Source organism: Pseudoalteromonas sp. C2R02, assembly GCF_018860845.1.
GTDB lineage: Bacteria > Pseudomonadota > Gammaproteobacteria > Enterobacterales > Alteromonadaceae > Pseudoalteromonas.
The window spans coordinates 444,523-466,600 of sequence record NZ_JAHKQC010000034.1; the positions used below are offsets into that span (position 1 = coordinate 444,523).

Here is a 22,078-nt window from a genome sequence, read left to right on the forward strand (position 1 = left end):
TAATTTTTTGGAAGTTGTAATGATAGATAAATCTATTGCAAGTTTAAAAGATGCTGTTGCCGATATTTTTGATGGTGCGACAGTGTTGATAGGTGGTTTTGGTGAAGCTGGTAGTCCAATTGAGTTGATACATGCACTCATAGATCAAGGTGCAAAAAACTTAACCGTTGTTAATAATAATACCGGCAGTGGTCATGTGGGTTTAGCGGCACTGATTGAAAATGGCCAAGTAGGTAAAATGATTTGTTCATTCCCTCGTACCGCAAATTCAACAGTATTTCCTGATTTATATAATGCAGGCAAAATTGAACTTGAATTAGTACCACAAGGCACATTAGCTGAGCGTATACGTGCTGGTGGCGCTGGTATACCCGGTTTTTATACTGCTACTTCAGTCGGCACGGTTTTAGCAGATGGTAAAGAGCATAGAAGCTTTGATGAACCGAGTTTTTCTGGCAAACAATTTGTACTTGAAAAAGCAATCACGGCTGACTTTGCATTAATAAAAGCAGAAACTGCCGACAGATACGGCAATCTGACATTTAATAAAACAGCGCGTAATTTCGCACCTATAATGGCAATGGCTGCAACAACAACGATTGTACAAACATCACAGCAAGTTGAAGTTGGCGAGTTAGAACCAGAACATGTGATAACCCCAAGCATATTTGTTAATCGTATTGTTAAAATCAGCGATCCTCAACAAGAATCTAAATTAATTGCCCAAGGAGTTTCTTACCCATGAGTCAAGTCGCTGATGTTAAGACTGATTTAAACAAAAAAGGTTGGGATCGTAATGAAATGGCGCAGCGCGCTGCTCAAGATATCCCTAATGGCGCTTATGTTAATTTAGGCATAGGTATTCCGGAGCAAGTTGCAAAATATGTCCCTGATGGTCGAGAAGTAATTTATCACACCGAAAATGGCTTATTAGGCATGGGGCCGACTCCTGAAGTAGGTTGTGAAGATCCTGAATTAATCAATGCGGGTAAAAAACCGGTTACAGCGGTTAAAGGTGCTGCATATTTTCATCATGCAGATAGTTTTGCCATGATCCGTGGCCAGCATATTGATATTTGTGTATTAGGTGCAATGCAAGTATCTCAAAATGGTGATTTAGCAAACTGGTCAACTGGTTCTAAAAATGCCATTCCAGCTGTGGGCGGTGCGATGGATTTAGTGGCAGGTGTTAAAACCATTTATATTATCACGCAACATGTCACAAAATATGATGATGCCAAGCTATTAGAGCAATGTACTTTTCCTTTAACGGGGCAAGGTGTTGTAAAACGTATTTATACAGACTTAGCAGTAATAGAAATAACAGATAAAGGTTTTGAATTATTAGAGCTTGCACCGGGCATTAGTTTTGAAACAGTAAAAAACAAAACCGCAGCTAACTTAATTGATTCTCGTTTGAAATACTCTGGAGAAAACAATGACTGAGCAAATAAATAAAAGCGAAATATTATTTGAGCGTGCTAAAAAAGTACTGCCTGGTGGCATAAGCCGAAATACGATTTTTAAATTACCACACCCTGATTATGTTGAAAAAGGTGAAGGTTGTATTGTTACTGATATCAATGGTAAAGAATATATTGATTTTGCAAACAATATGGCATCGCTAATTCATGGTCACGCTCACCCTGTGATCACTCGCGCTATCATAGAGCAAGTATCAAAAGGCACTGCTTTTACAATGGCCAGTGAAGTTGAAATTGAATTTGCTGAATTGTTATGTGCTCGTGTACCGGGCTTTGAAAAAATTCGTTTTGTAAACTCTGGTACCGAAGCTGTAATGGCAATGATCAAATCAGCGCGTGCATTTACAGGTAAAGCAAAAATAGCCAAAGTAGAAGGCGCTTATCACGGAGCTTATGATTATGCAGAAGTGAGCCAAACTGCTAACCCTAATAATTGGGGTGATGAAGATAAGCCAAACAGTGTGCCTGTCGCTGTTGGTACGCCTGAAAAAGCCCTTGAAGATGTCATTGTTATTCCCTATAACAATACACAAAAAGCATTTGAGATATTAAATCAGCATCAAGGTGACATTGCTGCGATCTTACTTGATCCAGTTTCACATCGTGTAGGCATGATTGCGGCTGAAGATGAATTTGTAGAAGCTTTATATCATTGGACACGAGAACAAAATGCCCTACTTTTATTTGATGAAGTGATCACCTTTAGAGTTGGTTTTGGTGGTGCACAACAAAGGTATAAAGTATCGCCTGATTTAACCGCTATGGGCAAAATGATTGGCGGTGGCTTCCCTGTTGGCGCTTTTGCAGGCCGATCAGATGTAATGTCAGTATTAGATCCATTACAACCTAAAGTGTTACTGCCTCATTCAGGTACTTTCTCGGCTAATCCTGTGACTATGGTTGCAGGTCTAACAGCCATGAAATTATTTGATCACAAAGCGATTGAAAAAATAAATTTGTTAGCGCTTAAAACAAAAGAACTTATTACGCATTCAATTGAAAAAGTAGGCATTAAAGCATGTGTGACTGGTGAAGGTACTATGTTAAGAGTTCATTTTAAATCACTCCCCCCAACAAACTATAGGCAAAGCTTTTTAAATGAAGATGAAGCAAAGGCTTTAAAAATAATGCTGACCCATGCCAATGAGCAAGGGATTATGTTGATCAATACGTGCTCCATGATGCTTTCAACTGTCATGACAATTAATGAGATTAAAAAACTTGTTGATGTATTAGAGAAAGGCTTTGAGTTAGTAACGCAACAGCTACCTAGCCTTATAAGGTAATGAAATGAAAGATGTTTATATATGTGATGGGATCAGAACACCTATCGGAAAATATGCAGGCTCTCTTGCAAGTGTTAGAGCTGATGATTTAGCTGCGCTACCTTTAAAAGCATTAATGGACAGAAATCCACTGTGTGATTTTTCAAAAATCGACGATGTAATTTTGGGTTGTGCCAATCAAGCAGGTGAAGATAATCGCAATATTGCCCGTATGGCTACTCTTTTGGCCGGTTTACCTGTTGAAGTACCAGCAACAACAATAAATCGTTTGTGTGGTTCAGGATTAAATGCAATTGGCATTGCCATGCAGGCGATTAAATCAGGTGAAGCAGAATTGATTATTGCGGGCGGTGCAGAATCTATGACACGTGCCCCTTTTGTTATGGGCAAAGCTGTTAATAATTATGATCGTGCACAAGAAATGTTTGATACTACTATGGGCTGGCGTTTTATCAATCAAAAGTTAGATGAGGTTTATGGTACTGAAACTATGCCAAAAACTGCTGAAAATTTAGCTGAAGATTTCAATATTAATCGTAAAGATCAAGACAAGTTTGCTTTTTACAGCCAAATGAAAACAGCCAATGCACAAGAAGTTGGCTTATTTGTACAAGAAATAGTGCCTGTGGTTATTCCCCAAAGAAATAAAGAAGATCGTGTTTTCGATAAAGATGAGCACCCAAGGTTAAGTCGTTTAGAAAAGATGTCTTCACTTAAACCTTTTGTAAAAGCTGATGGCACAATCACAGCGGCAAATGCTTCGGGTATAAACGATGGGGCTGCTGCTTTATTAATTGCATCTAAAGAAGCTGCAATTGAACAAGGGCTTAAACCGGTTGCAAAAATACTGGGTATGTCTGTTGCTGGGGTTGAACCTGGGATTATGGGAATTGGCCCAGTGTCTTCAACTAATAAGTTACTAAAAAGGCTCAATCTTAGTTTAGATGATATAGATATTATTGAAATAAATGAAGCTTTTAGTGCCCAGGCATTAGCATGTATTCGTGAGTTAGGTCTTAAAGATGACGATGCTCGTATTAACCCACAAGGTGGCGCTATTGCACTAGGTCATCCATTAGGCATGAGTGGTTCACGTTTAATTATTACTGCTATGCGCCAGTTACAAGTAACTAATAAACGTTATGCATTATGTACTATGTGCATAGGAGTAGGACAAGGCATAGCTATGATCATTGAAAATTATGAATACTAAATAGGAAAATTAGCACCTACTAGATTCTGTTTATTTATGGCAATGAGTAGGTGCTATTGTGCTTCCATACATTATTTTTTAACAAACCGAGGTCAAGAGCATGCAAGTTGGTTTTGGATTTAAATCGGTATCAGAAAAATAATTAATATATCAATCAGGAAGATAATTATAAATCAACGTATATGTTTTTCACCGTAAACTTAAATTTATTAAGTTATTGAATTAAAGTAAATTTTTATAAATAGTGTCACTTTATAGATGTTGATGTAATTATCAAATTGATTCCGTTTCTATTTTTATACAACTATACAGATAGTAAATGTAACTATTTCACATCGAACACAAGATTCCCTCCGTTTGCCACTCGTTAATGTCCCATCACGTAAATGTAATAGAAGTGTTAGTAACCAATGTTATTGTTAATTTCGCACGCGAATATAACTTAGAAGTAAACATAATAAACGTGTCCATTTAACTCTCACGGGGAAGAACAAATGTATCAAAAAAACAAAATATTAAAGGCAATACAATTTACTTTGCTTGGCGGCGCGGCTATTACAGCTGTGCCTTTTACTGTTCAAGCTGCAGAAAATGAAACTCAGGCTGAAGTTGAACGTATTGAAGTTACAGGCTCACGGATCCGCCGTAGCCAAATGGAAGGTGCTAACCCAGTTCAATTATTAGGTAAACTAGAAATTGAAAAAATGGGTTTAAGCAGTGTTGGTGAGGTTTTACAAACACTTACCGCATCTGCAGGTGCAGCTTCAAATACGCAAAATAATAATGGTTCAGATGGCGCTACGCGTTTCTCTTTACGTGGTATTGGTGAGCAAAGAACACTTATATTGATTAATGGCCGCCGTGTTGTGGCGGGTGGTGCCGGTGCTGATACGTCTGTAGATTTAAATGCAATACCAGTAAGCATGGTTAAACGTATTGAAGTATTAAAAGATGGTGCTTCAGCGGTTTATGGATCAGATGCCATTGCGGGTGTTGTTAATATTATTACACGTAATGATTTTGATGGTTTTGAAATTAATACAACAGCAGGTGTTACAGGTGAAGGCGACGGCGAACAAATTGGCTTTGACGTAACTTACGGTTCTACTTCAGATAAAGGAAATACAGTTGTTAATTTTGGTTACCATGAGCAAAAAAGCATATTTATGGGAGATCGTGGGTTTTCAGAATATGAATTACGTGCATATCCAGACGGCCATACTGAACAAGGTGGTAGCTCGGCTTCACCTTGGGCAAATGTAGATGGCGCGCCAGGTTCTGCAAACGATCCAGATGACCCATTAGCGGATGCCAATGTAACTCGTGGTCCTGAATTTGGTGATTGGCGTACCAGAGATGGCGGGACAGATTCTTATAACTATAATCCTGTGAACTATTTACAAACACCAAGAGATCGTTTTTACATTGCAGCTTTAACAAATCAAGAGCTAGGTAGCGCAGGTATTTTTGAAGATGTACGTGCATTTGGAGAAGCAAGTTATTCTCAAACAAGTGGTGATGTTTTGATTGCGCCAGAGCCTTTAGCACCACTTATCTTTTTTGGTACAGCTGCTCCCTACTCACCTGATAACTATTATAACCAAACACAAGGCCCTAAAGACGCACAAGGTAATTCTTATGAATTAAATGATTGGCGACGTAGAATGCTAGAAAGTGGTGGGCGCCAAGATTCTCAAGAATCTCGTACATCACGTATTGTTGTTGGTTTAGAAGGCCAATTTACAAATGGTTGGGACTGGGAGCTATCTTATAATTATGGTGAAAATAGCTATAACCAAGTATCGGTTGGTAACTATCATTTAGACCGTGTTGCAGAAGCTGTTGGCCCTACTCATTTTGATTCAGATAATGTTTTACGTTGTGGCGCAACAGCAGCTGATTTAATTGATGGTTGTGTACCGTTAAATATTTTTGGTGAGCCGGGTACTGAAAACGAAATTTCTGATGAAATGATGCAATATATTAGTGGTAACTATCCAACAATGCGTGATGGTGGCAATAAACAAACATCTTGGCAATTTATTGTAAGTGGTGATTTATTTGAAATGCCAGCCGGTGCAGTTGGTTTTGCATTTGGTTTAGAAACACGTAAAGAGACTGGTTTTTATCAGCCAGATTCATTGTTAATGAACGGTATTACAACAGCTGGTGATTCTCAGCCAACTAAAGGTGGTTATAGCGTTGATGAATCATTTGTTGAGTTAATTATTCCAGTATTAGATACCGTAGAAATTGACTTTGCTGCCCGTTTTTCTGACTACAGTAATTTTGGTTCAAATACCACAGGTAAATTAGGTGTGCGCTGGCGTCCAAGTGATAGCTTATTAGTACGTGCAACTGCGTCTCAAGCTTTCCGTGCGCCAAATCTAGATGAGTTATTTAGAGGTGCTGCGATAGACTTCCCTGAAGTACATGATAGATGCGCTGATGATAATGAAATTGGCAATGTAAATTGTATTGCATCTGGTGTACCTGCTACAGGCTACAACGATGATGGTGTTGAACAAATTCCAACACAAGAAGCCGGTAATGCAGATTTAGAACCTGAAGAAGCAGATATTCTTACTGCAGGTATCGTTTACAATACTGATTTACTAGATAATATGTCGTTCACTTTAGATTATTGGTCAATTGAACTTGAAAATGCAATCAGCCAAGTGGGTGCACAAAACAGATTAGACGGCTGTGTGGATCACGGTATGTTCTGTGATGATATGGTTAGATTTTCAGAAGGTGCTGCAACTGGCCAGTTCATTCATATTAAAGACCCGTTCTTAAATATTGGTGGCATTAATACATCAGGTATTGATTTTAATGCTAAGTTTACTGCAGAATCTTCATTTGGTGAGTTTGCATTTAACTTTAATACTACTTATCTACTTGAATACGATAAAATTGTGCATGATAAATTAACAGTAGCACATGAAGGTCGTTTTGATGTTCATAATGATGGTCACTTTGCTAAGTGGAAATCTAACTTTTCTGTTGATTGGACCTTAAATGATTTTGTTTCTAATGTGACTGTTAATTATATTAGCGGCGTTGAAGAAACAGAAAAAGGCTGGTGGACAGAACCTTTCCAAAGAGATGTTGAAGCTAATACAACTGTTAATATGCAAACTGCTTATTACATGAATGATAATGTGAATATGAGCCTAGGTATTAACAATGTATTTGATGAAAAACCACCATATGTTTTCTCAGCTTTTGGTGCCAATACAGATGTAAATACTTACCAAGTTATAGGTCGTTATATGTATCTTAAACTTGGCGTGAAATTTTAGCCCCTCATAATTAACTTTATAAAAAGTTAATACAAAGCGATACATTCCCGGGTGTATCGCTTTTTTATTTAAATAATATTGATATAGAATAACAAGGTGTAAAAAAGTAAAAATTAAATATTTATCTCTATATTTAATTGGTTAAAATACATTATCAATTTTGCATGTAATGATTTTTTAATGAAACAACTCTCAGATAAACAATCTTTAAGATATTGCCGCCATGTTTTAATTCCATTTATAGACTTCGAAGGTCAAGAAAAACTGCTCAACAGTAAGGTTTTACTGATAGGTTTAGGTGGTTTAGGTTGTAGCTGCGCGCCGTTTTTAGCAAGTTCTGGTATAGGTAAATTAACATTAGTTGATTTCGATACGGTAGAAGTAACTAACTTACAAAGACAAATTTTACATACAGAAGCTGATGTTGGCGACTCTAAAGTCGCTTCAGCACAAGCGAGTTTAGCCGCAATTAACAGTGAATGTGACATTAAAATTATTAATAAAAAGCTTGAAAACGACGAATTAAACCAACTCATTTCTCAGCACGATATTGTTGTAGATTGTACTGATAATTTAACAACCAGAGAAATGATCAACCTTGGGTGTTTTAACTCAAAAACGCCACTTGTTTCAGGTGCAGCCATTCGTATGGAAGGTCAAGTTACCAGTTTTACTATGGCTGAAGATGCGCCTTGTTATCATTGTTTTAGCCACAGATTTGGTGAACAAGATTTAAGTTGTGTTGAGTCAGGAATAATCGCACCCCTTGTTGGTATTATTGGTTCATATCAAGCTTTAGAAACATTGAAAATTTTAATGGGTGTAGGTGAGCCACTTGAAGGTAAAATACTGATGATAGATGCCATGACAAGCCAAACGAATAGCTTTAAGTTTGCTAAAGTAGCAAGTTGTAAAGTGTGTAGCTAAGGTGAAAAGCAATAAATAAGCTTACTTAATGGAAAATAATTTTAATTGTTTTGTTACGAGTTAAATATCTAACTACATGTTATAAAGCAAGTTTAATATAATTTAATTGAAAAAATGACCAATTTAATAATCTTTAATTGGTCGACTACAAAATAAAATGTTCCTGTGTTTGTCAGAACCATAAAAACAAATATTCAAGGAATAAAAATGAATAATCATTTTAAATTTATCTCGCCAGTTATTTTCACTTTAACAACAGGCATCGCTTCACCAGCTATCGCAAATTCAAAGCCCTCGAAAGTAATGTTTGATGATTTTAATTATCAAACATTAGCCGACGCACAAAAAAATGGTTGGGTTGCCAGAACAGAAAAAGGTCACCCAGGAATTAAAAATGCGACTTGGTGGGATGATGGTATTAGTTTTCATCCTGATGCATTAGATCATACTAATTTTGTAATGCGTTTAACATCTAAAACAGATGGCACAGCGGCTAATACAAGACACACTCAAATATGCCACAAACGAAAATATTTAGAAGGGACTTTTGCAGCGCGTGTTTATTTTAATAACACACCTCAGTTTGGTCCTGATGGGGACAGCGTGATAGAAACTTTTTATGCAATCAGCCCATTAGAATATCCAATGGCACCTAATTACAGTGAAATGGATTTTGAATATTTGCCTAATGGTGGTTGGGGTGAAGGCGATCACGCGTTATTTGCAACTTCTTGGGAAACCTTCCAATTAAAACCTTGGACTAAAGTAAATGAAAATACAGCTGATATAAATAGTTTGCAAGGATGGAATACATTAGTACTTCAAGTTACTGATAATAATCTTAAATATTATATTAATGGTAAGTTATTTGCTGAGCATAGTGAAGTGGTATATCCAGAAGTCGCCATGTCTATGAACTTTAATTTATGGTTTGATCCTAATCAACTAGTGCAGGTACCTCAAATGAGGCAATACTTCCAAGAAGTTGATTGGGTATATTTTAATGCGGATGAAATATTATCTACCCAAGAGATTAAACACAATGTAAAAGCATTTCGTGAAAAAAAAGTAAAACAAACAGATACAGTGCCTGATTGGAGCCCAAAATATGATAGTTACTGTGGTTTATAAAGTCCAAGCTAATTATTTTAGTTAACTTCGTATAGCGGGTTATGATCGCTCCAGGCCTTAACCCGATATATTAAATGCTCTGAGTTTGCAGCTTGGGCAATTGACATTGCTTGCACTATTAAATGATTAACTTGTAAGTTTTGATTTAACCCTCGTTTGATATTTGCTTGAGCTAATAATATCCACACTTTATTAGTGGCAACGCCATTCGCAATTGCGATATCCATCGCTTGACTAAAATAGTCTTCGCTACTCTTTTCATCATTAAGTTCATGTGAGACAAGCGCTAGCTCTATTAATGCGGTAGTTTGACCATAACTGCCTTCGAAAGATTGATGGTAATCTAGTGCTGAGTTTAGAAATTTGATAGCCTGCACATATTGCTTGTTTAATCGGTATATCTTTCCAAGTTCGTGATGAGTATAGGCAATAAATAACTTATCTTGATGATGCTCCGCTAGTCTACGGGCGTTTTCTATATAGTGCTTGGCTTTTTTAAGATTCTTTTGCTCATCTGTATTTTCATTACGCCAATTAATGAGCAGGTAACCTATCATTAAATTATCTCTGATCTCTTCTCTGCTATCTCCTTTATTTTGTGCAAACAATATATTACTTTTTAATAAGCGTTCTCCTTTTTTTAGATCGCCAGTATTGGCATAACTGGCAGCTAAATATCGCCTAGCAGCTAACAAGTTTGGATTTGATGATAGTGCTGTTGAAAAAAATGGCTTGGCTTTCTCATATTCTCTTTGTAAGTAGTGTTCTATGCCACTCACAAAGGCTTCATTGCTAAAGTCACTGGTATAAGAGAGTTTAGCTTGTGCATCAAACTGGCTATATCGCAGTGCTATTTGCTTAGTTAGTTTATCAAATGTCTCATTAACACTATCAGCAAACTCAACACCTCGTTCTACATTATGAGATGAATATATGATGTAGTGTAATTGAAAATCATGTGGATAACCCATTAGTCTCGTAGATACAATTAATTCAGCCCCAGTATTTCTACGGATCAGGTGAATTTTATCTTCAACTTTTTGGTTAGAAAAATCGTTACTATTGCCAATTGCATCCAACAGATCATAATTGTTTATCACATTGAGTGTTGTTTTTGAGGTAATGTTTTGGTTTAAATAATCCATACCTTGTAATGGCACCCAATCGTGGATCAGGTCGGGCATTTCATTATTGATAGGTAAAATGGCAATGCTTAATGCTTTGCTTTTATTGGGAGTTTCGTTAGTGATGATGTAAAGGCTCAATAATAAGCATAAAGTCATTAATAAAACCACAGGCCATTTTAATTTAAAAAACGCAGGGAAATTTGACCTGGTTTTTTGTAATTGGGCTGTCCACTGATACCCTTGTCTTGGGTAGGTTTTAATTACATCAGCGCCTAACAGATCACGTATTTCTTTGATTGATTGCACCAAAACTTGCTCTTGAACTACCACATCTGACCAAACCTGGGCTAATAAAGCTTTTTTACTTACAATTTGATGTTTATTCTCGATTAAAAACTTGAGAACTAACAAAGTTTTAGCTCTGATAGTTATTTTTTTACCATTTTTAAATATTAAACCTGAAATCAGATCTAGTTTAATATCGTCAAGAATATACCGCATAACGTTTAATCAACTACCCATGTTATTGAATTTATTATCTTGTCTGATTACATATGCCATATCAAGTATCAATATATCTTATTATCAATTATTTATTGAACTTAAATAAACAAAAATTGAAACTCTGATTGGATCTTCATAATCATTCATAGCTGACGGAAATATATTTTAATACGCTTTATTAATACCTAAAAGTTTATCTACAGTAACAAATTCAAAACCAAGCTCTTTATAATATTGGATAATATGATTTAGTGCAGCAACTGTATTGCTTCTATCTCCACCGCCGTCATGCATCAATACTATCGCTTCAGGATGTTGATTAGTAATAACTGCATTTTCAATGTTTTCAACTGTGTTTGTATTTGGGTTCCAATCTCTGGTATCTATTGACCAATTAACTACTAAAATCCCTTTTTGTGATAAATAGTTAATTTGATCATCTCTGATACGACCAAAAGGAGGTCTAAAAATCGCAGCCCTATAGCCTATTGCTTCATAGAGTAAATCATTTGTAGGTTTAAACTCTTGCTGCCACCATCTGTCGTTATTTTCAAATAAACTGGTATCTGGATGTGACCAAGAATGATGAGAAATTGTATGCCCTTTATCAGATATATTTTTTAAAACAGATTTGTTTGCAGCTATGTTATTACCTGTCACGAAAAATGTGGCTTTAATATTATTTTTTTCTAGTACCTCTAAAACGCCTGAACTGTATTGTGAGGGGCCATCATCAAAGGTTAAAGCAATTTGTTTTTCATGGTGTAAACCTTCAAGAAAATATAGCTTAGGAAATAACTTAGCCTGCCTTGAAAACTCTTCGTCAGGCACTTGATTAAATTCATCAATGTTAGGCGTTCTAACATAGGGATTACTTTTTTTATTTCTTATAGGGGTTAGATACCATTTTAATAATTCATTTGTTGGTATCTGCCAAATATTATGTAGTTTGGCTGCAGGATTATCATTAATGTAATTATTGATTGCAGTTTCAACGATATTAATGCCGTTGAACGACTTGTTATCTAATGAAAACCATACTGTATCTGGGATATAGGGTTCATTAATGTTATTTAAAAAATCTTGAAACACTTGTTCACTTATAATTGTATTATCTACAAATAATTTTGAACCATACTGCATTTCAATTAAAGCGTTGGCGATTGATAAAAATTTAATTACTTGCCCTGAATCTAATGTGTTTAAGGGTTGTCCATTTTTATTCTTTAAAATTTCATAAATAAAAATCAGTTCAAATAGTTTAGTATCTTCATTATCTGTTAATGATTTTATCATTGACTCTTCTATATTAATTAAGCCATTTTCATTTATCGCAGTATCAAATAAACTTTTTCTGACAGCGCTGTCTTTGTCAGGCGAAATTAATATCGATAAGTCAGTTATAGATATTTTATTAGAAATTGTAGATTCGATATTTTTTAAAACCCGAATCGCAGTTTCAAGGTGATTGGCAGACAAAGAGGTGTTTTTATTAAGATATAAACCTGTAAACTCAGTTTTAAAATCCTGTTTAGTATAAGTAACTCCGTTAAAGTTAAGATCTGAGTGTAATTGTTTATTGTTTACCTCTTGAGTGACAGTCGCGCTTCCACCTCCGCAGCCAATTAAGATAAATATAATAAATATTGCTGAAATTGAATTCCTTTTACTCATAGTGTTCCTTTATTTTTGTATTGTTGATATTAATTTCATTGATTGAATATAAGTTGCGATATATTTAATATCATGTTCATTCAAATTTTTGCTAGTTTTTGCTTTACATAATCTAAATTATTATCTGTAGTTCTATGACCATTTTTGTATGCCGATAATGTCATTCTGACGTATCGCGCATATTGATTTGTTATTCTGAGTGCATTGAGTTTGGTTTACCTTTCCCTGTCTTATCGTGGCACGTGCTGTTATATTGCTATTTTGATCGCCTATTAAATAAAGCGTTTTACCTTTTTAAAACCCATTTTTATCGTCTTGTATACTGTGCTTTAGTGAGTCGATTGTAGGGTTTAAGTTTGCAGGTTTTGTATGTTCTTGGTTAGAAAAATACTGCGCTATGGCACGTATTTCCTTGAATGTATAATATTTAAAGATATCATCCATGTCTTTGTTTGTTTTTTGACCTAATTTAAACATGAGCAACATGTTACAACAATAATCGGTACGTTATTTAAACGCAACTATCAATAAGGTTAAGAATAAAAATAAAGAAACGAGTTTCCAAAACTTCACTGGTTCTCGTTCCATAAATGGTATTTCTTTATAATGACCAATTTGTTTTATATTTTCAGCACAAATATCTGCTTCGAATTCAGAAAATGCGTTATATCTCTTTGTATGATCTGGTGAACATGCTTGTCTGATAGCTAAGTCGATTTCTAATGGGCAATCACAACGGAAGTTTCTAATCGTTTTGTATTGCCAAAGTGCTAAGTTATGATTTATTTCATACTGATTTTTAATCAATTTGTAGGGATATTTCCCAGATAATAACTCATAAACAACAATCGCAATTGAGAACATATCGCTTTTAAAATCAGCTTTACTTTCTATTAAGTATTCAGGGGCGCTATACTCTAACGTTCCCATAGGCATGTGTTTAATATTTTGATAACCATCATAAAATGACTTTATTTTGGTTGCACCATAATCAATTAACGTGATGTGCCCATTGTCATCAATAATGATATTTTCAGGCCTAATATCTAAGTGAACAATTTCCATTCTTTGTAAAACACGAACAGCCATTATCAATTGTTTTAAAATGTTTTGTATTTTGTAAATATCTGGTTTTGGATTGTGCGTCATCCATTGTCTTAATGATTGCCCTTTAATGTGGTCACTTAAGTGATACAAAAACTGACTCTTTTCTGGTGCAAAGGTTACCTTCATTAAATTTGCATGATCAATTCGCTCTCCTATCCATGCTTCTTGAACAAATGAACGTAAAAATTGCTTATCCTCAGAGAAATTTAATGATGGTGCTTTTAAAATTTTAATATTATCTTTTTCTTGCTCTTTGACCAAATAGATATGTGAGCGGGTATTATGCACAATGACTTGTTGAACTTGAAAATTGTCAATTTTGTCACCCACTTTTAGAGGTGGCGGAATCACTTTATTTTCAAAATAATGTGATAACGCTTGTTGATCATCTGTGACTGTTTTATCAATTTTGATAATCAAACAAGTGACGTTATCTGTACTACCTGATTCGATAGCTTTATCTACAAATTGTTTACTGAGTTGTTCTAAATGGATTCTGGTTTGTGTGTTGTTTTTTAGTTTAGATAGCTGATTCTTAATATATTTGTCAGTTAAATGGTTAAAAACACCATCACTACTAAGTAAAAACATATCGCCTTTCTCTATAGGTACTTTTTTATAATCAACGTCAAGTCGGTTATCAGCACCCATAACCCGTGTTAAAACAGTCTTTTTTCCACCTACTTTATGATTATGCTCTCTCGTTAATGTTTCAAAAATATTATTTTGTAGACGTGATATTCGACAATCACCAACATGAAAAATATGCGCAGTTGAGGATTTACATACAATCGCTGAGAGTGTTGTTAGCCATTGACTGGTTTTGTTTATTTTTGCTTGACCGTATAACCAGTTATTTAAGCTTGTTAATACTTTAGCACCCGATTTTTGCACTGACCAGGTATCTGGAGTAGCATAAAAACTGTCTATAAATTGAGTCACACTCAATTGTGACGCTTCAGCTGCATTATCTGCACAGGATAAGCCATCTGCAATCACGGCACTTGCCCCTTTATTTGTCAGTAAAGCGGCTTCGGGGATCAAAGCTGCAAAGGCATCTTGATTTTCACCTTTTACCCCTGCGCTTGAATAACCGCCAATAATGACTTGAATTGCTGTTGTTGTTTTATCCGATTTTTGCATTTTTATTTTCACATAATGCCTTGTTGCGCCTTAACTAATTATACAATTCACATTGATATCAAGTGTGGTGTAAAGGCATTGAGTTTACTGCCTTTGCATCACTACCACGAAAGATATCAAGGATTAACCTACATTGATCAATTGTACTGTTCCATCGGCATTTACCTCTGCCATAGCGCCTTTTGGCTCGCTCATAAATAAAATAGCGATAAAGCCTACGACAGCACTTGCTGCTATTACCAAGAAAAAGGTTTGATAATCAACTAAAGATAAAATAGTTAAATATACAACTGCACCCACATTACCATAGGCCCCTGTCATGCCCGCAATCTGTCCTGTTAAACGTCTTTTTATTAATGGTACAGCTGCAAATACCGCGCCTTCACCGGATTGAACAAAGAAAGAACACAGCATAACTGCAGCGACTGCTAAATACAGCGGCCATTCACTGTTCAATTGAGCAAGAATAAAATAGCCTCCAGCAAGCCCAAACGTTAAAATTAACAATACTTTTTTTCTGCCAAACTTATCACTTAGCCAGCCGCCGATAGGACGAGATCCTAAATTCATAAATGCATATAATGAAGCTAGAAAACCTGCTTGCACTATATCTAAACTAAAAGTTTCACTAAAAAATAGTGGTAGCATTGATACAACTGCTAACTCAGATCCAAATGTCGCAAAATATAAAATATTTAAAACCGCAACTTGTTTAAATGAATATCTGTGAACTTCTTCTACTGGTGTTTTAAATATATGACCATTTACTTTCCAAGTTTGTTTAACTTCATATAAAAATAACAAAATCAAACTGAAGTAGATTACAATAGCAAAGTTATCGGAAATCATATTGACAGCTGCAGGAGATAATTTCCAAGTTAGTAATGCAAGTGCTGCATAAAGTGGTAATTTCATTAATAATAATAAGAAAAAATCACCTTTTGATGTCACTTCCATCGCACCAGTGGTTTTAGGCTTAAAATATGTTGCGCCTTTTGGCGTATCAGAAACATTAAAATACCAAATAAAGCTAAAACCTAAACATAATAAACCCGTTAATCCTATTGAATATCGCCATGCATTGTCACCGGCAATGCCGATATCGACAAAATATAAAGTTAATACAGGTAATAACATGGCCGCGGCTGCCGAACCAAAGTTACCCCAGCCACCGTAAATACCTTCTGCGGTACCTAACTCATTTGCGGGAAACCATTCACTTACCATGCGGATCCCAATAACAAACCCCGCGCCAATGAACCCTAAAGCAAACCTTGCAATCGCGGCTTGCATAAAGGAATCAGATAATGCGAAGGCAAAACAAGGTATGCTCGATATGGCGAGTAAAAGTGCATAAGTTATTTTAGGTCCATATTTATCAGTTAACATACCGATAACAATTCTAGCTGGGATAGTGAGCGCTACGTTGAGAATGAGCAATGTTTTTATTTGATCTGAAGTTAAACCTAAGCTTTTTGCTATCATACCCAGCAATGGCGCGTGATTAAACCACACTAAAAATGTGATAAAAAACGCCATCCAACTTAAGTGTAGTATTTTCATCTTTCCTGAAAAAGACCTGAGTTTAATGCCCGCTGCATCAGTCATATGTGAATCCTTATCATCTAAATATCTAATTTTTGATTAGAAATTGAAGTTTAAATTTATCTAAAAGATTAAGAGCAAAGGCAATGCCAATATAATTATTCAATATAAAACAATGAGTTAATGTTTTTTCGTTTGCTATGTATGGAATTGAAGCACCAAACAATCACACAAATGCACAGCTTAAGTGCAGCTAATTCAGAGTCTTGATTGTTTGTTTATTAAACTAAAGTTTGATAAATAGTCAGATAATTCTATATTTAGCAATGAACCTTTTCTTGTGTGTTAGTTATCAACTGCTCTATAAGGAATCAAACAATGTTTAAACACTATAATAAAAAACAGTTCAGCATCATGTTCACTTCAATGCTTGTTGGGATGTTATCAATTCACTCTGTATCTGCAGAAATTGCAGTAATAGTTAACTCAGCCAATGGCTCTGCTTTAGATAAAAATTCAATTGAAAGAATATTCATGGGAAAAATGAAAAAATTCCCTAATGGTCAAGTAGCATTGCCTATGAATGCATCTAAAGGCATGAATTCTCGTGATGAATTTAATAAAGCCGTTATTGGTCGCTCTAGCAGCCAAGTAAATGCATATTGGTCCAAATTAGTTTTTACCGGTAAAGGCAGCATGCCTAATGAGCTTTCATCAGACGCAGAAATTATTGCAACCATTTCATCAAATCAAGGTGCGATAGGTTATATAAACTCAAGTTCTGTGACAGACGCCGTTAAAGTTATTGCTAAATTTTAAGTGAGGACAAAATGAAAGATTTAAAAAAATCACTATCAGCCTTACTTGTATCAAGTGTTTTTATATCAGGCTATACAGTTGCTGATGTGAAAATTTCCGGCTTTGGGTCTGTGGTTGCTGGTCGAACTCTAGATGATGTAACGTTGGATAATGTTAACTATGATTGGAGTCAGCCCCCAAGTGCTTCTAACCCACCATCAGTTACAAGAGAGCAAATACTAACAGCTGATTTCTATGACGTAGGCCAATATAGTAATGACTTTAGTTTTAAACCTGAAACTGTATTTGCGTTACAAGTTGTTGCTGATATGGGAGAAAATTTAAAAGTAACAGGCCAATTGGTCGCTAAAGGCACTGACGATTTTAGCCCTGAGTTTGACTGGTATTATTTAACTTATCAAGCGACAGATGATCTAACTTTAATGGCTGGAAGGCGGAATATCCCTATGTATTATTTTTCTGAGTTTTCAGAGGTGGGTTATGCGTATCCTTGGATGAGGCCGCCTTCAAATCTTTATTGGTGGCAAGTGACTCAGTTTAATGGTTTACATGCCATGTACGATTTTTCATTGGGTGATTATTCAAATACGATTAGTGTCTTTTATGGTAATGAATATTCCAATGATAATAAAGAAATGAAATATTACGATGAACTATATGGAGGCAATGCAAAATCAGTCAATGAATTATGGACAGACATCATGGGATTTAATTGGAATCTTTCAGGTGATTTTTTTGATGTACGTCTTGTATATTTTCAAAATGATAGAGACAGAGAAACCATAGCTCAGGATGGCAGTATCGCTGATTATACCCCTTTCTCTCAGGAGTTTCTGGGCTTTGGTGGTACTGTCGATTTAGCGATGTTTACATTTCTGTTTGATTGGAACCTGGTAACTTATGATGACGCTAATGGCACAGAGTTTCCTACATACTTAATTTCCGTTGTTTATAACCTAGATGAGTTCCACCCATTTATTAGTTACTCAAAAGCTGATCATAAACGTGAGAAACGTAGTAACACTGAAGATTACGAAGAACATTACATGTTAAGTTATGGGGTTCGTTACGATTTCCACCCGAGTGCATCTTTTAAAATACAATATGATAAATTTGTAGATGAAGCTGTGCCTGAGTCTGGTTGGCGTTATCACGGTGATTCAGATACAGTAACAGTAGGAGTAGATTTTATTTTTTAGAATTAGAGAAATAGCTACTGGGTGTTTTGGTAGCTATTTTCTTGGGTTTTATTGAAGTACATTAATTTAAATAATTAAAATTATTAGTTATTTTTATGCAATATTGTTTTTTTTCGCTATTATATCTTTTAAGATAAAAATATAAATAAAATTGCAATTTAGGATATATTACTTCCCGATGGAATTTGAACAATCCCTCAACTCAGGAAAAGATAAATACAGAATTGTGCTTGTTTATTTATTTTTGGCGTTGTTCAGTATCTTATCTTTTGTGGGGGTGAACTTTTTTGTTATTTCATCAAATATCAATGATGCCAATGATGACTTTGTAATACATACAAATGATATTCATCAACATTTACTTCAGGTCACACAAAGCACAAACTTTATTTTAGATGGGTTTTCAGCTTTATTATCTAGCATAGGATTGGAAAACTATGAAACTGTAGTGACGTATTCTAATCAAGTTCTTGAACGTGTGCCTTACATATATCAAATACAAGCTGCTCAATTGGTCACTAGAGAGAACTTGACTGAGTTTAATGATATTCACAATACATTTTATAACTATCAAGTAAAAGTATTTGATGGCAGTCAATTTAAAGGTGCAACGCAAAGTAGCGCTGATGTATTTTATCCAATTACATTTTTTGCTGACAAAGAAAATTTATCCTTTAATAACTATGGTTTAGATGTGCAATCATTGCCGTTTTTAGCTAAATCCACCCGACTTGCACAACGTCACAATAAAACAGTTATTTCGGAGCCTTTTGATACGCTTGATGATGAGCGTGTATTCGTAATGGTACAGCCAGCCTATTTTGAACAAAATACACAGCCTGACTTTTTCTCTTTTTTTATTATAAAGTCGGATATATTATTGAAAAAAAATACGCTTATATCTGACTATGTCATAGATATACGTCTCAAAAAGCAGGCGGAAGAACCTTTATTTGAGCAAGTTCAAACTCAAGTAACGTTATGGGAAAAGAATTTACTACCTGAATTTAAGTATGAAAAAGAAATCTCAATTGGTGCACAAGTATTGGTATTAACGGTAAAGCAGCAATTAAGTTGGGCTGCAATAGAGCTTAATATCTTAATCGCGATATTTTTTGGTTCTATGTTATTTTTATTGTCATTTTACTTAATGTTTAAAATCCATTTTGATTCAGAGCTTGTTAAAGCAAAACATAGTAAACAACTTTTCGATTTAGCTAATTTTGATGGGTTAACATCATTAGCTAACCGACATGCTTTTAATAATATGTTAGTTCATAGTCTTAAAGTGGCCAAACGAAATAATAGCCAAGTTGGCATACTATTTTTAGATTTAGATGGCTTTAAAAATATTAATGATACGTTAGGGCATAATATCGGTGATTTAGCACTTAAGTTGTCTGCTGACAGAATTAAAGAAACAGTACGTGATATTGATAGTGTTGGACGATTAGGCGGCGATGAATTTGCAATTATCTTATCGAATATTAATGGCCCTGAGTTATGCGAAGAAATAAAACGTAGGTTAAAAGTTGCTGTTGCGTCCATTAAAGAAATAGAAGGAAATGCTGTTAGCTTGGGGACGAGTGTTGGTTATGCCATCTACCCAAGCGATAGTGGCTCAGCTAATGATTTACTCACATTAGCTGATAAACACATGTACAAAGATAAAAAAGAAAATAAAAACGTTTAAAAATATCTGCTTGTATCTCTATTACGCCAAAGATCACTGGCTTTATTTAATGCGTCCGTACTATTTAATCCTTGAGTTAAACTTATCATAACGGCCAAAGTGCCCTTTATTGCAGATATTGCATACTCATCTTGCAATTGACCTTGCCAAACAGACTTTAATTGTGAAATATCTTCCATGTTTGCTTTGTGCTGCCTGCCAGAATATAACTGAGGAAAATTTACTGTATGATTTAACCCCTCGTTATCATTTAAATGTAATGTGAATTCTCTATCTGATTTAACTTCGACTTCCCCACCCTCTCCTCTAAAACACGCAACATTGGTATCATTAACTAAATTAGCAACTTGGATATGGCGTTCATCAAATTCTTTATGATATACCCCATGTAGGCTATAAGCAGCATTTGTAGGGTTTAACATTCTGGCTAAAGTATTTGCGCAGGTTCGCAAACCGAATAGTTCTCTTAAATCAATGAGTTGCTTTAATTTAGGGTTGAGAACGCCTAATTCTACGTAACAAAACCCATGAGCTTCTAAAAAGAGGTTTGCTTCAACCGTATTGGTACTAATAGGTAAGTTTAATAATTTGAAAACTTGGTCAAGATAAAGTCTTTGTGATTGCGGCTCTTTAGTGCCATGCAAAAATACTTTTTGTCCACTATCTGCGAGAGTTAATACCGCTAATAAAAACCAAGGAAGTTGTCGGCGTTTACCTGCATAACAACCAAGGTCTAAGTTAATACCTTTAATACTTTTAAATTCAGCTATTGTTGACTGACGCACTGCTTGTAAAAAACCGGCCAATTCATCTTCACTTTCTTCTCGTACTCTCAGCAGCATTAAAAAAGCGCCAAGTTGTTCTTTACTTACTTCACCATTAATTGCTTGGTTCATAGCATCAAAGGCTTGTTCTTGGGATAAATATTTACCTGCTTTTTTGCCTCGACCAATATGACGGATATATTCAGAAAAAGGGGTTTTAACTTGACTCATTCACGACTTCACTCATTTTTAGCATATCTAAATCAACAATTTGACGGGCATTGATCACTTCACCCACAACAATCAGTGCAGGACCTAATAATTTTAACCCTTTCATTGTTTCAGTGATATCTTTTAATGTACTAATAATGACTTGTTGTTGCTCTGTCGCACCTTTATCAATAATCGCAATAGGCATTGTAGTTATCATGCCATGTTTGATCAGGCCTTCTCTTATTTGATTAATGCGGTTTAATCCCATGTAAAATACTAAAGTATCTTTGCTGGATGCTAAATTTTGCCAATCAGCTTGTAATTCTTCCCGTTTTAAATGGGCAGTAACAAAACGAACAGATTGGGAATATTCTCTATGGGTTAAAGGTATGCCTGAATAGGCGGCACAACCTGATGCAGCTGTAATCCCAGGTACAATCGCAAATTTAATATTATTATTTTTTAATGCATCAGCTTCTTCTGCTAAACGTCCAAAAATACTGGGATCCCCGCCTTTTAATCGTACAATATTTTTTCCTGATAAACCCGCTTTTACTAGTAAATCACATATATTGTCTTGTTTGATGCTATGTTTACCACAACGTTTACCTACAAAAACTTTTTGTGTTTTACTTGGGATCAATTGCAACATTTCATCTGTGATCAAACTATCATAAAAAACAATTTCTGCTTCTTGTAGTAGTCTATATGCTTTAATGGTTAATAATTCAGGATCACCAGGACCTGCACCTATTAAGTAAACTTGCCCAATAGGATCGTTACTTTCATTTATGTTTTTAACGTTATATTTTGCTAGTAACTTTTTTATACCGCCAAAAATTGTCAAGTCACTGCTTATTCTCAATTGTGGCCAATTTAGCGCTGTCATACAGTAACTCCTGAGCTTAAGTTTTGATTCATGGGCGATAATCGCCCATTGTTTT

17 protein-coding genes are annotated in these 22,078 nt (G+C 35.2%); 10 read left to right on the forward strand and 7 right to left on the reverse strand.

Features of this window, described 5'->3' with window-relative positions; translation table 11 throughout:
* The first annotated feature begins 19 nt into the window (after positions 1-19).
* From KO527_RS15225 to KO527_RS15255, 7 genes are all read left to right on the forward strand, one after another.
* A complete protein-coding gene (locus KO527_RS15225; protein ID WP_216041131.1) occupies positions 20-745 on the forward strand; it encodes a 3-oxoacid CoA-transferase subunit A in 726 nt (241 codons plus the stop codon).
* A complete protein-coding gene (locus KO527_RS15230) occupies positions 742-1,446 on the forward strand; it encodes a 3-oxoacid CoA-transferase subunit B (protein WP_252733741.1) in 705 nt (234 codons plus the stop codon). The genes KO527_RS15225 and KO527_RS15230 overlap by 4 nt, the downstream gene beginning before the upstream one ends.
* Positions 1,439-2,770, forward strand: a complete 1,332-nt coding sequence (locus KO527_RS15235) for an aspartate aminotransferase family protein (RefSeq protein ID WP_216041132.1) — start codon at positions 1,439-1,441, stop codon at positions 2,768-2,770. Before KO527_RS15230 ends, KO527_RS15235 begins: the two co-directional genes overlap by 8 nt.
* Positions 2,771-2,774: 4 nt before the next feature.
* Complete coding sequence (gene pcaF, locus KO527_RS15240; RefSeq protein WP_216041133.1) at positions 2,775-3,983, forward strand: 3-oxoadipyl-CoA thiolase; 1,209 nt, start codon at positions 2,775-2,777, stop codon at positions 3,981-3,983.
* 494 nt (positions 3,984-4,477) lie between these two features.
* Positions 4,478-7,288 carry a TonB-dependent receptor gene (locus tag KO527_RS15245; RefSeq protein WP_216041134.1) on the forward strand — a complete coding sequence of 937 codons (2,811 nt, stop codon included), beginning with the start codon at positions 4,478-4,480 and terminating at the stop codon, positions 7,286-7,288.
* A gap of 180 nt (positions 7,289-7,468) precedes the next feature.
* Positions 7,469-8,215 carry a molybdopterin-synthase adenylyltransferase MoeB gene (gene moeB, locus KO527_RS15250; protein ID WP_216041135.1) on the forward strand — a complete coding sequence of 249 codons (747 nt, stop codon included), beginning with the start codon at positions 7,469-7,471 and terminating at the stop codon, positions 8,213-8,215.
* Positions 8,216-8,422: 207 nt separating this feature from the next.
* Positions 8,423-9,346, forward strand: coding sequence for a glycoside hydrolase family 16 protein (locus KO527_RS15255; protein ID WP_216041136.1), 924 nt, complete (start codon positions 8,423-8,425; stop codon positions 9,344-9,346).
* A 17-nt stretch (positions 9,347-9,363) separates the two neighbouring features.
* On the opposite strand, the gene KO527_RS15260 is transcribed toward KO527_RS15255, so the two are convergent.
* From KO527_RS15260 to KO527_RS15280, 5 genes are all read right to left on the reverse strand, one after another.
* Positions 9,364-10,974, reverse strand: coding sequence for a winged helix-turn-helix domain-containing protein (locus KO527_RS15260; RefSeq protein ID WP_216041137.1), 1,611 nt, complete (start codon positions 10,972-10,974; stop codon positions 9,364-9,366).
* A 168-nt stretch (positions 10,975-11,142) separates the two neighbouring features.
* The gene (locus tag KO527_RS15265) at positions 11,143-12,651 is read right to left on the reverse strand and encodes a polysaccharide deacetylase family protein (protein WP_216041138.1); all 1,509 of its coding nucleotides are present in this window, start codon (positions 12,649-12,651) and stop codon (positions 11,143-11,145) included.
* Between the two features lie 294 nt (positions 12,652-12,945).
* Entirely contained in the window at positions 12,946-13,128 is a 183-nt protein-coding gene (locus KO527_RS15270; protein WP_216041139.1) for a hypothetical protein, read from the reverse strand.
* 30 nt (positions 13,129-13,158) lie between these two features.
* The gene (locus tag KO527_RS15275; protein ID WP_216041140.1) at positions 13,159-14,913 is read right to left on the reverse strand and encodes a bifunctional protein-serine/threonine kinase/phosphatase; all 1,755 of its coding nucleotides are present in this window, start codon (positions 14,911-14,913) and stop codon (positions 13,159-13,161) included.
* A gap of 111 nt (positions 14,914-15,024) precedes the next feature.
* Complete coding sequence (locus KO527_RS15280; RefSeq protein ID WP_216041141.1) at positions 15,025-16,509, reverse strand: NarK family nitrate/nitrite MFS transporter; 1,485 nt, start codon at positions 16,507-16,509, stop codon at positions 15,025-15,027.
* A 315-nt stretch (positions 16,510-16,824) separates the two neighbouring features.
* Here KO527_RS15280 and KO527_RS15285 point away from each other — a divergent pair, with 315 nt between their 5' ends.
* From KO527_RS15285 to KO527_RS15295, 3 genes are all read left to right on the forward strand, one after another.
* The gene (locus KO527_RS15285; protein WP_252733742.1) at positions 16,825-17,265 is read left to right on the forward strand and encodes a phosphate ABC transporter substrate-binding protein; all 441 of its coding nucleotides are present in this window, start codon (positions 16,825-16,827) and stop codon (positions 17,263-17,265) included.
* A gap of 11 nt (positions 17,266-17,276) precedes the next feature.
* Positions 17,277-18,464 carry a porin gene (locus tag KO527_RS15290; RefSeq protein WP_216041142.1) on the forward strand — a complete coding sequence of 396 codons (1,188 nt, stop codon included), beginning with the start codon at positions 17,277-17,279 and terminating at the stop codon, positions 18,462-18,464.
* 178 nt (positions 18,465-18,642) lie between these two features.
* Positions 18,643-20,157, forward strand: coding sequence for a sensor domain-containing diguanylate cyclase (locus KO527_RS15295; protein WP_216041143.1), 1,515 nt, complete (start codon positions 18,643-18,645; stop codon positions 20,155-20,157).
* Here the strand turns inward: KO527_RS15295 and KO527_RS15300 are convergent.
* Both KO527_RS15300 and cobA read right to left on the reverse strand, forming a co-directional pair.
* Positions 20,154-21,152 (reverse strand): glycosyl transferase family protein, encoded by a 999-nt coding sequence (locus KO527_RS15300; RefSeq protein ID WP_216041144.1) that lies wholly within the window; start codon positions 21,150-21,152, stop codon positions 20,154-20,156. The two genes, KO527_RS15295 and KO527_RS15300, sit on opposite strands and share 4 nt — an antisense overlap.
* Positions 21,139-22,023 carry a uroporphyrinogen-III C-methyltransferase gene (gene cobA / locus KO527_RS15305; RefSeq protein ID WP_216041145.1) on the reverse strand — a complete coding sequence of 295 codons (885 nt, stop codon included), beginning with the start codon at positions 22,021-22,023 and terminating at the stop codon, positions 21,139-21,141. Before cobA ends, KO527_RS15300 begins: the two co-directional genes overlap by 14 nt.
* Between the last annotated feature and the right edge of the window lie 55 nt (positions 22,024-22,078).

Excerpts from the sequence above, each read along its gene's own strand:
- KO527_RS15265 (WP_216041138.1), bottom strand. The coding sequence starts at position 12,651 with ATGAGTAAAAGGAATTCAATTTCAGCAATATTTATTATATTTATCTTA.
- cobA (WP_216041145.1), bottom strand. The coding sequence starts at position 22,023 with ATGACAGCGCTAAATTGGCCACAATTGAGAATAAGCAGTGACTTGACA.
- KO527_RS15235 (WP_216041132.1), top strand. The coding sequence starts at position 1,439 with ATGACTGAGCAAATAAATAAAAGCGAAATATTATTTGAGCGTGCTAAA.
- KO527_RS15255 (WP_216041136.1), top strand. The coding sequence starts at position 8,423 with ATGAATAATCATTTTAAATTTATCTCGCCAGTTATTTTCACTTTAACA.
- KO527_RS15285 (WP_252733742.1), top strand. The coding sequence starts at position 16,825 with ATGTTTAAACACTATAATAAAAAACAGTTCAGCATCATGTTCACTTCA.
- KO527_RS15290 (WP_216041142.1), top strand. The coding sequence starts at position 17,277 with ATGAAAGATTTAAAAAAATCACTATCAGCCTTACTTGTATCAAGTGTT.
- moeB (WP_216041135.1), top strand. The coding sequence starts at position 7,469 with ATGAAACAACTCTCAGATAAACAATCTTTAAGATATTGCCGCCATGTT.
- KO527_RS15230 (WP_252733741.1), top strand. The coding sequence starts at position 742 with ATGAGTCAAGTCGCTGATGTTAAGACTGATTTAAACAAAAAAGGTTGG.
- KO527_RS15270 (WP_216041139.1), bottom strand. The coding sequence starts at position 13,128 with ATGTTTAAATTAGGTCAAAAAACAAACAAAGACATGGATGATATCTTT.
- pcaF (WP_216041133.1), top strand. The coding sequence starts at position 2,775 with ATGAAAGATGTTTATATATGTGATGGGATCAGAACACCTATCGGAAAA.
- KO527_RS15260 (WP_216041137.1), bottom strand. The coding sequence starts at position 10,974 with ATGCGGTATATTCTTGACGATATTAAACTAGATCTGATTTCAGGTTTA.
- KO527_RS15245 (WP_216041134.1), top strand. The coding sequence starts at position 4,478 with ATGTATCAAAAAAACAAAATATTAAAGGCAATACAATTTACTTTGCTT.
- KO527_RS15300 (WP_216041144.1), bottom strand. The coding sequence starts at position 21,152 with ATGAGTCAAGTTAAAACCCCTTTTTCTGAATATATCCGTCATATTGGT.
- KO527_RS15280 (WP_216041141.1), bottom strand. The coding sequence starts at position 16,509 with ATGACTGATGCAGCGGGCATTAAACTCAGGTCTTTTTCAGGAAAGATG.
- KO527_RS15225 (WP_216041131.1), top strand. The coding sequence starts at position 20 with ATGATAGATAAATCTATTGCAAGTTTAAAAGATGCTGTTGCCGATATT.
- KO527_RS15295 (WP_216041143.1), top strand. The coding sequence starts at position 18,643 with ATGGAATTTGAACAATCCCTCAACTCAGGAAAAGATAAATACAGAATT.